This is a genomic window from Xanthobacter sp. BG11Y11_SDJG, from assembly GCF_057364445.1.
Window position 1 is genome coordinate 1 of sequence record NZ_JBNFNU010000135.1, and the last position, 10,246, is coordinate 10,246.

Annotated in this window: 7 protein-coding genes, 1 tRNA gene and 1 pseudogene; 2 read left to right on the plus strand and 7 right to left on the minus strand. The window is 69.8% G+C overall.

Annotation, left to right across the window (positions count from 1 at the left end; translation table 11 throughout):
* Nucleotides 1–218 precede the first annotated feature (218 nt).
* Both AC2W7M_RS12690 and AC2W7M_RS12695 read left to right on the plus strand, forming a co-directional pair.
* Nucleotides 219–1,025, plus strand: a complete 807-nt coding sequence (locus AC2W7M_RS12690; protein WP_486132663.1) for a DsbA family protein — start codon at nt 219–221, stop codon at nt 1,023–1,025.
* Between the two features lie 200 nt (nt 1,026–1,225).
* The gene (locus AC2W7M_RS12695) at nt 1,226–3,994 is read left to right on the plus strand and encodes a DUF3141 domain-containing protein (protein ID WP_486132664.1); all 2,769 of its coding nucleotides are present in this window, start codon (nt 1,226–1,228) and stop codon (nt 3,992–3,994) included.
* Nucleotides 3,995–4,286: 292 nt separating this feature from the next.
* On the opposite strand, the pseudogene AC2W7M_RS12700 reads toward AC2W7M_RS12695, so the two are convergent.
* The 7 genes and pseudogenes from AC2W7M_RS12700 to AC2W7M_RS12730 all read right to left on the minus strand — a co-directional run.
* A pseudogene (locus tag AC2W7M_RS12700) lies at nt 4,287–4,673 on the minus strand (HD domain-containing protein); the annotation flags it as partial.
* On the minus strand, nt 4,673–5,326 hold the full coding sequence (locus AC2W7M_RS12705) for a 3-oxoacid CoA-transferase subunit B (protein ID WP_486132669.1): 654 nt from the start codon (nt 5,324–5,326) through the stop codon (nt 4,673–4,675). The gene AC2W7M_RS12705 and the pseudogene AC2W7M_RS12700, both read right to left, overlap by 1 nt.
* A 35-nt stretch (nt 5,327–5,361) precedes the next feature.
* On the minus strand, nt 5,362–6,015 hold the full coding sequence (locus AC2W7M_RS12710; RefSeq protein ID WP_486132665.1) for a CoA transferase subunit A: 654 nt from the start codon (nt 6,013–6,015) through the stop codon (nt 5,362–5,364).
* 11 nt (nt 6,016–6,026) lie between these two features.
* The gene (locus tag AC2W7M_RS12715) at nt 6,027–7,229 is read right to left on the minus strand and encodes an acetate/propionate family kinase (RefSeq protein WP_486132666.1); all 1,203 of its coding nucleotides are present in this window, start codon (nt 7,227–7,229) and stop codon (nt 6,027–6,029) included.
* On the minus strand, nt 7,226–8,683 hold the full coding sequence (locus tag AC2W7M_RS12720; RefSeq protein WP_486132667.1) for a bifunctional enoyl-CoA hydratase/phosphate acetyltransferase: 1,458 nt from the start codon (nt 8,681–8,683) through the stop codon (nt 7,226–7,228). The genes AC2W7M_RS12715 and AC2W7M_RS12720 overlap by 4 nt, the downstream gene beginning before the upstream one ends.
* Nucleotides 8,684–8,768: 85 nt before the next feature.
* Entirely contained in the window at nt 8,769–9,533 is a 765-nt protein-coding gene (gene fabI, locus AC2W7M_RS12725; protein ID WP_486132668.1) for an enoyl-ACP reductase FabI, read from the minus strand.
* Between the two features lie 487 nt (nt 9,534–10,020).
* A tRNA-Glu gene (locus AC2W7M_RS12730) sits at nt 10,021–10,096 on the minus strand.
* Between the last annotated feature and the right edge of the window lie 150 nt (nt 10,097–10,246).

The window sequence follows — 10,246 nt, forward strand, 5'->3', positions numbered from 1 at the left end:
GGTGCGCCCCAGACCCAGCGTCCGGCAGCGGAACGCCCTCCGGCCCGCCAGGCGCCGGCGCGGCAAAACCTCTCCCGCCCGCCGCGCGAGGTTCCGGCTGCGTCGGGCGACGCAGAGCCGAACTACCCGCCAAGCCAGTCCGCCGTCGAAGCCCCAGCAGAAGCCGAAGCCCGGCGCGCGCCGCACGGCCGCCCGCCCCGGCCCGCATGAGGACCGCGATGACACTGCCGCTCCGCCCGCTCCTTTTCGCCCTCGCCCTCGCCCTTGCGCTCCCGGCCGTGCCGGCGGCCGGCCACGCCGAGCCGGCGGACAGGGAGCGCGCGCGCGTCGAGGTGATCGTGAAGGACTATCTCGCGCGCCATCCCGAGACGGTGCAGGCGATCGTGAAGGACTATCTGGCGCAGAACCCCGAAGTGCTGCAGGAGGCGCTCGAGGCGCTGCTGCGCAGCCGGCGCCAGGCGAACGCGGACAAGGCGCCGGTGATCCGCAGCCAGGCCGCCGCCCTGTTCGCCTCGCCCCACCAGGTGACGCTCGGCAACCCGCAGGGTGACGTCACCGTGGTCGAGTTCATGGATTACAATTGCGGCTACTGCAAACGCGCGCTGGCTGACATGCTGGCGCTGATCGGCGAGGACCCGGGCGTCAAGTTCGTGCTCAAGGAATTCCCGGTGCTCGGGCCGACATCGATCGAGGCGGCGCGGGTGGCCATCGCGGTGCGCATGCAGGACCCGAGTGGCGCGAAATACCTCGCCTTCCACCGTGCGCTGATGGGCGAGCGCGGGGTCTCGCGCGAGCGGGCGCTGGCGGCCGGCACGGCGGCGGGCCTCGACCGCGCGCGCCTCGAGCGCGACATGGCGAGCAGCGAGGCGGACGAGACGCTGGCGGAAACACGCCGGCTCGCCGCCGCGCTCGGCATCAACGGCACGCCGGGCTACGTGATCGGCAGCGTGGTCATTCCCGGCGCGATCGGGCTCGCCGCCCTCAAGGAGCGCGTTCGCGCCGCGCGCGCGCAGACCCCGCGCTGAGCGGCCTTACTGCGCGGCGCAGGATATCGTCCCCAGAATGACCCCGTACCACTGGAGTCGATGAAGTCGGCTCAACTATTTTGATTCATGTCAGACACGGATCTGCAGCAAAACGTGCGTATTGATGGCGTGCGATGGGGGCGAATGCCTTGAAGCCGGCGCCCGAGCGGGCACGGCCCCGTCGGACAGGGGAGGGGGTCATGAGTGCCGGCCATCAAGGGGATCACGCCAATCCTTTCTTTTCGGCGGTGACGGACGGCAACGCCTGGACCGCCGGTCAACGCGCCGTGGCGCTCACGGCCCAGCTCGCGGAATGGTCGACCGTCGGCGATCTCACCTCGAAGGCCGCCGGCCGCCACTTCTCCAACATCTCGGCCACCCACGGCCAGCGCATGCGCGCCACCTTCGACGCGCTGACGGCGCTGGTCGCCCAGGTGACCCGGCCGGGTGTCGCGCCGCACGCTCTGCTGCGCGACGCGCAGGACTACGCCATCGACCGGATGCAGCGCGCGGTGTTGCTCGCCGACTGCCTGCGCGAGCGCGGCGACAATTTCTTCGCCCACGAGGCGGCGGGCTGCCCGCCGGTGCTGATCTACGACCATGAGATCGCGGTGGACGGCCGCACGCTGCCGCGCCCGTGCAACTACATGCTGCTGAAGATCCTGCCGCCGCAGGGCATCGAGGTGTTCGACTGGAAGCGGCCCTACATGATCATCGACCCGCGCGCCGGCCATGGCGCCGGCATCGGCGGCTTCAAGGTGGACAGCCAGGTGGGGGTGGCGCTGAAGGGCGGCCATCCGGTCTACTTCACCGCCTTCTGGCGCAATCCGGAGCCCGGCCAGACGCTGGCCGACGTGGCGCGCGCCGAGGCGGCCTTCGTGCGGCACGTCCAGACCGAGCATCCGGACGCACCGAAGCCGGTGGTGATCGGCAATTGCCAGGGCGGCTGGGCGACCCTCATCCTCGGCGCATCCAATCCCGACATCACCGGTCCGCTGGTGCTCAACGGCGCCCCGGTCGAGACCTGGTCCGGCGACGTGGGCTCGAACCCCATGCGCTACAATGCCGGCCTGCTCGGCGGCCAGGTCCAGCCCATGTTCTGGTCCGACTATGGCGACGGCGTCTTCGACGGCGCCTGGCTGGTGCTCAACTTCGAGATGCTCAATCCAGGCCGCACCTGGTTCCGCAAGTATTACGACGTGTTCGAGAAGGTAGACACAGAGCGCGGCCGCTTCCTCGATTTCGAGAAGTGGTGGAGCGGCTTCTTCCTGCTCAACGAGCCGGAGATCGTGTGGATCGTGCGCGAGCTGTTCGTCGGCAACAAGCTCGCCCGCAACGAGGCCCGCCTCGAACACGGCCGGGTGCTGGACGTTAAGCAGATCCGCTCGCCGATTATCGTCTTCGCCAGCCACGGCGACAACATCACGCCCGTGAAGCAGGCCTTGAACTGGATCATGGACACCTATGCGGACGAGACCGAGATCAAGATCCGCGGCCAGCGCATCGTCTATATGGTGCACGAGTCCATCGGCCATCTCGGCATCTTCGTCTCCTCGTCCATCGCCAAGCGCGAGCACCAGGAGATGGCCTCGACGCTGAAGACCATCGAGGCGCTGGCGCCGGGCCTCTACGAGATGGTGATCGAGGACGTGGAGGAGGCCGCCGACAGCCAGGTCAAGCACTTCACCGTCTCGTTCGCCGAGCGCCGGATCGCCGACCTGCCCGGCTTCGGCGACGGCCGCCAGGACGAGGTGCCGTTCGGCGCGGTGGAACGCCTGTCCGAGCTGCAGGGCGAGCTCTATGACATCGTCCTGCGGCCCCTCGTGCAGGCGAGCGTGACGAAGGCGAGCGCCGAGCTCGGCCGCCAGCTCCACCCGCTGCGGCTGCAGCGGGCGATGCTCTCCTCGCGCAACCCGCTGCTCGCGGCGCTGCCGTCGAGCGCCGAGGCGACGGCGCAGAGCCGCAAGCCGGCGGCCGAGGACAATCCCTTCGTGCTGGCGGAAAAGCTGGTTGCCGACGCGATCGAGCAGTCGTTCGATATCGTCCGCGACCTGCGCGACGCCTGGTACGAGGTGATGTTCTTCAGCATCTACGCCACCCCCCAGATGCGCTGGTTCGGCCGCAACTTCAATTTCGAGCGCACCCGCAAGTCGAAGGAGGAGCTGGTCGCGCTGCCCGAGGTGCAGTCGGCGCTGCTGCATGTCTCGTCCGGCGGCTTCGTCGAGGCGGTGATCCGCATGCTGATCCTGTTGGCGGATGCGCGCGGCACGGTGCGGCGCGACCGGCTGGAGCGGTCCGCCCGCGTGCTGACGCGCGACGAGCCGTTCCGCTCCCTGAAGAGCGCCCAGCGCGCCCAGATCATCCACGAGCAGAGCCTGATCGTGGAATATGCCGGCGCCGCGGCCATCGACACCCTGCCGGACCTGCTGCGCACGCCGGAGGAGCGGCGCCGGGCGTGCGAGGTGGTGCAGTTCGTGCCCGGCGCTCTGGCCGACATGGAGCCGCGCACCCTCGCCATGCTCCAGCGCTTCCGCCAGGTGCTGGACCTGCCGCCGGCGACCCTCGACGTGCTCGACGACCCGCTGTCGACCTCACGGTGGCGGCGCAATAGCGCCGCCACCCACGCCGCGCCCCGCCGCCCCGCAGGACGGGGTGGCGGCCGGGGAGCGGATGGCGCTGCGATCGGACCGCGCCGCGTTCAGGCAGTGTCGCCTTCAGGCGGTGCCGCGTTCAGAATGTTTCGCGGGTGGGTCAGGCGGTGTCGTCGGCGTAGATGCGCACATAGCGCCCGTCGACCTCGACCCCGACGAAGCGCTGGTCGAACTCGATGCACAGGCGCTGCGCCGTCGCCACGATGGCGTCGGTGCTGTCGGTGCGGATGCGGGCGAGCAGGATCGGCCGGCGCCGTCCCTCGTAGATCGCCTGCGCATGCTGCACCGTGGCGGACGGGAAGGTGCGCGCCAGCGTGAGGCAGAAGGCGTCCATGTCGGCGTCGGCGAGCGGGCGGCAGCCGGTGTTCGGCAGATAGATCAAATGCACCTGCTGGCCGACCGCATTTTCCAGATGCCGCACGGCGACCGTATGCCCCTCGATCTCGAACGCGGCGGCCTCGCGGATCACCCGCTCCACGTCTCGGGCGGTCTGGTCGAACACGTCTTCCAGCTGGGCGCTGGCGCCGCGGCCGGCATCGATCAGCTGGCGGCATCCCTCCAGATAGCCGAGCTTGCGGTCGGCGCTCCAACCCGCCGGCGGCGACGTCACGATGGCGCGCAGATTGGAGATGACGTCGGCCATCTTGACGATGCGCGCGTCCTGGGATTTCGCCGCCATGGCGGCGATGCGGTGGCGCCGCCGCTCGTCCTTCGGCAGCGCCATGTCGTCGGAATTCTCGGTGACGATGCGCGCCACCCGCGCGCCGAACGCCTGCGCCACCTCGTCGGCGGAGCGGGGCGTGTCCTCCACCACGTCGTGCAGCAGTGCGGCGATCAGCAGTTCGATGTCCGCCCCGTCGGTGGCGCGCGCCACAAGGTCCGCCACCTCGATGAGGTGGTTGACATAGGGCTCCTGCGCCGCGCCCTTGCGGCGCTGGTTGGCGTGCGCCTCGGCCGCGAAGGCCAGGGCGCGCGTCAGGTCGATGACGGCGGCCATCAGCCGATCCGCATTTCGGGCACGTCCCCGTCCACGATGAGCCGCGCCGAGGTCTGCGCCAGGATCTGCTCGACGCTGACGTCCGGCCCGCGTTCGCGCAGCAGAAGCCCCTCGTGGGTCGGCTCGATCACCGCGAGCTCGGTGACGATCAGGCTGACGCGGCGCATGGCGGTGAGCGGCAGGCTGCATTCGGGCACGATCTTCGCCTCGCCCTTCGCCGAATGCACCATGGCCACCACCACGCGCTTGGCGCCCGCCACCAAGTCCATGGCGCCGCCCATGCCGGGCACCATCTTGCCCGGCACCGTCCAGTTGGCGAGATAGCCGCGCTCGTCCACCTGCAGGCCGCCGAGCACCGTCATGTCGAGATGGCCGCCGCGGATGATGCCGAAGCTCATGGCGCTGTCGATGGAGGCGGCGCCGGGGACTGCGGTGACGAAGCCGCCGCCGGCGTCCGTGAGGTGCGGGTCCTCCATGCCCTCCGGCGGCCGGGCGCCGAGCCCGATGACGCCATTCTCGGCCTGGAAATAGACCCCGTAATCGTGGGGAATGAAGTTCGCCACCATGCTCGGCAGGCCGATGCCGAGATTGACCAGCATGCCGGGCTTGATCTCCTGCGCCACGCGGCGGGCGATCACTTCCTTGGCGCTCATGCCCGCGCGCGGGCGGTCCATCACTTTCGCATCCATCACGCGGCCCTCGCGAGCATGTGGTCGACGAGCACGCCCGGCGTCTTGACCGCGTCGGGCGAGATGACACCGACCGGAACGATCATCTCCGGCTCCACGATCACGGTACGGCCCGCCAGGGCCATGATCGGGTTGAAGTTGTGGGCGGTCAGGGAATACATGAGGTTGCCGGCATAGTCGGCCTGCTGGGCGGCGATCAGGGCGAAGTCGCCATGGATCGGCAGCTCCACCAGATAGCGCTTGCCGCCGATCTCGAGGATCTGCTTGCCGTCCTCCACCGGCGTGCCGATGCCGGTGGCCGTGATCACCGCGCCGAGCCCGACGCCGGCGGCGCGGATGCGCTCCACCAGCGTGCCCTGGGGCACCAGCTCGACCTCCACCTCGCCGGCGATCATCTTCTTCTGGATCTCCGGGTTGAGGCCGATATGCGACATGATCGCGCGCGAGATGGCGCCGGCGCTGACCAGCTTGCCGATGCCGCGTCCGGGCATGGCGGCGTCGTTCGCCACCACGGTCAGGTTCTTCGCGCCGCGCGCCACCAGCGCGTCGATCATGCGGTCGGGCGTGCCCACGCCCATGAAGCCGCCGATGAGCAGGACCGCGCCGTCGGGTATGATCTCCGCCGCCTCGTCCGCTCGGATTGCCTTCCTCATGTTCCCCTCCTTCAGCTCGCCGCGTCCTGCCGGGCGGACAGCAACCGTTGGGCCGCGCGGGCGATGACGATCTCCTCGTTGGTCGGGATCACCATGATCCGCGCCCGGCTGAAATCGGTGGAGATCACCCGGGCGTTGTTGTCGTTGCGGTCATGGTCGAGATCCAGGCCGATCCAGTCCATCCCGTCGCAGATGCGGCGGCGGATCTTGCGCGAATTCTCGCCGATGCCGCCGCAGAAGACGAGAGCATCGAGGCCGCCCAGCGCCGCGGCGAGGCCGCCCAGTTCGCGGCGGATGCGGAACACGAAATAGTCGATCGCCTCGTTGGCCTCCGGCACGCCCGCGCTCTCCAGCACCCGCATGTCGTTGGAGATGCCGGACAGGCCGAGCAGGCCGGATTTGGTGTAGAAGATGTCGCGCACCGCGTCGATGGTGAGCCCCTCCTGCTGCACCATGTAGAAGATGACGCCGGGATCCACCTGGCCGCAGCGCGTGCCCATGGGCAGGCCGTCGAGGGCGGTGAAGCCCATGGTGGACGCCACCGAGCGCCCGCCGAGGATGCCGCACATGGAGGCGCCGTTGCCGAGATGCGCCACCACCACCCGCCCGGCATGGATCTGCGGCGCGATCCGCTTCAGTTCGCCGGAGATGTATTCGTAGCTGAGGCCGTGGAAGCCATAGCGGCGGATGCCCTTGTCGTAATATTCGCGCGGCAGGGCGAACACGTCGTTGGCCTTCGGGTGGTGGCGGTGGAAGGCGGTGTCGAAGCAGGCCACCTGCAGGGCGTCGGGGAACGCCGCGCGCGCGGCCTCGATGCCGGCGATGTTGTGCGGCTGGTGGATCGGCGCGAACGGCGACAGGCGCCTGAGCTCCTTGAGGACCGGCTCGGTGACGACGATGGGCTCCGCGTGGTGCGGGCCGCCATGCACCACGCGGTGGCCCACCACGGAGGCCTTGGCGTCCGGAAAGGCGGCGCGCAGCAGGTCGAGCACGGTGGCGAGCGCGCCGGTGTGGTCGGCGGCCTCATCCGGGGGAAGCTCGCGCTCCACCCGCGCCAAGGTGTCGCCGAGATCGGCCTTCAGCCGCGGCTGCCCGCCTATATTCTCCACCAGACCGATGGCCATCTGCGCCGGCGCGGCGGAGATGTCGAACAGGCTGAACTTCAGCGACGACGAGCCGGCATTCAGGGTGAGCGCGACCGGCAGCGTGCTCATTGAGCGGCTTCCTTGGGCGCGGCTTCCTTCGCAGCGGCTTCCTTGGGAGCGGCGGCCTTGGAGCCGGCCTTCTCCGCGGCCATGCGCGCATGGTGGATCGCGGCGACCGCGCAGGAGGCGAGGCGCGCCTTGGCGCTGTCGGCCCGCGAGGTGAGGATGATCGGCACCTTGGCGCCCATCACCAGGCCAGCACCCTCGGCGTGGGAGACGTAGGTCAGCTGCTTGGCCACCATGTTGCCGGCGTCGAGGTTCGGCACCACCAGCACCTGGGCGTGGCCGGCCACTGGCGAGGTGATGCCCTTGGTGCGGGCGGCGGCGACGTCGATGGCGTTGTCCATGGCGAGCGGGCCGTCCACCAGGCCGCCGATGATCTGGCCGCGCTCGGCCATCTTCGAGAGCAGCGCCGCATCCACCGAGGAGGCGATCTGCGGGTTCACCGTCTCCACCGCCGACAGCACGCCCACCTTCGGCTGGGCGATGCCGAGCGAGATGGCGAGGTCGATGGCGTTCTGGACGATGTCGATCTTGGTCGAAAGATCAGGCTGGATGTTGATGGCGGCGTCCGTCACCAGCAGCGGGTGGGGCAGGCCCGGCACGTCCATGACGAAGATGTGGGTGAAGCGGCGCCCGCTGCGCAGCCCGTTCTCCTTACGCAAGGCGGCGTGCAGCAGCTCGTCGGTGTGCAGGTGGCCCTTCATCACCGCGCTGGCGCGGTGCTGGGCGACGAGGTCCACCGCGGTGTTGGCTGCGGCGGCATGATCGGCGACGTCGATGACCTCGATGCCCTCGAGGCTCTCCTCGCACTCCCGTGCGGCCGCCTCGATCCTGTCGCGCGCGCCGATCAGGATCGGCGTGATGAGGCCGTGGCGCGCCGCCAAAAGGGCGCCGCCGAGCGAATTCGGCTCCTCCGGCGCCGCCACCGCCACGGTGAGCGGCGGCAGGGCCTCGGCGCGGGCCACCAGGGCGTCGAAGTGGCGGTGGCGCTGCACCAGCAGGCCGGGAATGTCCTGCTCCTCGTATTCCATCTTGGCCTGCGGCGCGCTCACCACCGCCTCGCCGCGCAGCAGCAGCTCCTCCGGCTCCTCACGGTAGACCGTGGTGGCCAGCACCACGTCGCCGTCGTCGCGCTTCTCAGTGAGCCGCACCCGCACCACGAGGTCGTCGCCGGCCTTCGCCTGGCCGAGGAATTCGAGCGTCTGCGAGCGGTAGCGCGTGCCGGCGCCGGGCAGGATGTTGCCGAGCACCGCCGAGATCAGCGAGCCCACCCACATGGCCGGGGCGGTCACCTCGTCGTGCTTGCCGTCCCGGTCGAGGTCGTAGCCCGGCAGATGCAGGGGATTGTGGTTGCCGGAGGCGGTGGCGAACACGAACAGGTCGTCCGCGGTGCAGACGCGGCGCAGCTCCGCGCTGTCGCCGACTTGGAGCTCGGTGAACGTCCTGTTCTCGCGCTTCATGCTCAGGCAGCCTTCTGTGTCTGCCGCCCCGGGGGGCGGCGGCTGGACGATGATCGCGGCCGGCGGACGTCCCGCGCCCGGCAGGTCAGCCGATGATGCTGTAGCCGCCGTCGATCTGGTGGACGCCGCCGGTGACGTTGGCGGCCTCCCGGCTCGCCAGGAAGGCGGCGAAGGCGCCGACATCCTCGATCGAGGCCAGGAGGTGGGTGGGCGCGCGATCGGCGGCGGCGGCCAGCAGGTCGTCGAAATGGCCGATGCCGGAAGCCGCGCGCGTCTTCAACGGGCCGGGGGACAAGGCGTGGACCGAGATCCGCTTTTCGCCGAGTTCGGCGGCGGCGTAGCGCACCACCGCTTCCAGCGCCGCCTTCACCGGCCCCATGACGTTATAGTGCTCGACCACCTTCTCGGCGCCGTAGAAAGAGACCGTCATGCAGGTGCCGCCCTCGCGCATCAGCGGCTCGGCGAGGCGGATCATGCGCAGGAAGGAATGGACCGAGACGTCCATCGCCTTGGCGAAGCCCTCGGCCGAGCAGTCGATCACCCGGCCGTGCAGATCCTCCTTCGGGCAGAAGGCGATGGAGTGCAGCACCGTGTCGAGCCGCCCCCATCGGGTGGCGATCTGATCGAACACCGCCTCGAGTTCGCCGGGCACGCTCACGTCGAGCGGCAGGATGAGGCTGGCGCCGATCGATTCGGCGAGCGGGCGCACATGGCTTTCCGCGCGCGCATTGAGATAGGTGATGGCGAGGTCCGCGCCCTGGTCGCGTAGGGCCTTGGCGCAGCCCCAGGCGATCGACTGGTCGTTGGCCACGCCGACCACCAGTGCCTTGTGATCCTGCAGACTGAACATGTGCCCCCCGGCCGTCCGTTTCGTCCCGGCGCGACACAGCCGTCCCGCGTCCCCCCGGTCAAGGGCGGCGCACCGCCAAGAGGACGCAAGGATGCGTCCGCATTGCAGGACGCCACGCCAGGATGACCCGATGCCAATGCTAGACCTGCATTGCATATGTTCGCGAAATATTTATGTCCGATTTATAATTGACCTGCGTCAACCGGCGCAGTCCTTGCTTCGCAGTCCGGTCTTGCCCTGAAGTCTCCGGAGCCTTCGGGTGGCCATGGGGTCGCGCGCTGTGAGGCCTTGGCGCTGTGAGGCCTAGCCCTACGAGGCTTGGCGCTGCACCGGGCGGATCGCGCCCGGTCGCGCCGGGACCGGAAGGGCACGCGCCGCGGCGCCGCCCGCGGCGGTAGGCCGCCACATGCGTGCGCCCCTTCGGCCGCCTGCCACGCGTGGCCGCGCCAAAGCCGCTCAACCCAGGTTTTTGCGATGATGCCGCGGGTGGCGCTCCCAAGGGGACTCGAACCCCTGTTTTCGCCGTGAGAGGGCGACGTCCTAGACCGCTAGACGATGGGAGCATCTCGCGGAAGGGGGCCTCTATAGCGGCGAATAAGAGCGACTTCAAGCCTCGCGCGCACGGAGCGCGTGATTCCCCACCTGTCCGTCCGGGCCGGGCCGGACGGGTCGGAGCCGCCGGCGGGGCGCCCGGGCCTGGGCAATCCCGGGCC

Excerpts from the sequence above, each read along its gene's own strand:
- AC2W7M_RS12690 (WP_486132663.1), top strand. The coding sequence starts at position 219 with ATGACACTGCCGCTCCGCCCGCTCCTTTTCGCCCTCGCCCTCGCCCTT.
- AC2W7M_RS12695 (WP_486132664.1), top strand. The coding sequence starts at position 1,226 with ATGAGTGCCGGCCATCAAGGGGATCACGCCAATCCTTTCTTTTCGGCG.
- AC2W7M_RS12705 (WP_486132669.1), bottom strand. The coding sequence starts at position 5,326 with ATGAGCGCCAAGGAAGTGATCGCCCGCCGCGTGGCGCAGGAGATCAAG.
- AC2W7M_RS12710 (WP_486132665.1), bottom strand. The coding sequence starts at position 6,015 with ATGAGGAAGGCAATCCGAGCGGACGAGGCGGCGGAGATCATACCCGAC.
- AC2W7M_RS12715 (WP_486132666.1), bottom strand. The coding sequence starts at position 7,229 with ATGAGCACGCTGCCGGTCGCGCTCACCCTGAATGCCGGCTCGTCGTCG.
- AC2W7M_RS12720 (WP_486132667.1), bottom strand. The coding sequence starts at position 8,683 with ATGAAGCGCGAGAACAGGACGTTCACCGAGCTCCAAGTCGGCGACAGC.
- fabI (WP_486132668.1), bottom strand. The coding sequence starts at position 9,533 with ATGTTCAGTCTGCAGGATCACAAGGCACTGGTGGTCGGCGTGGCCAAC.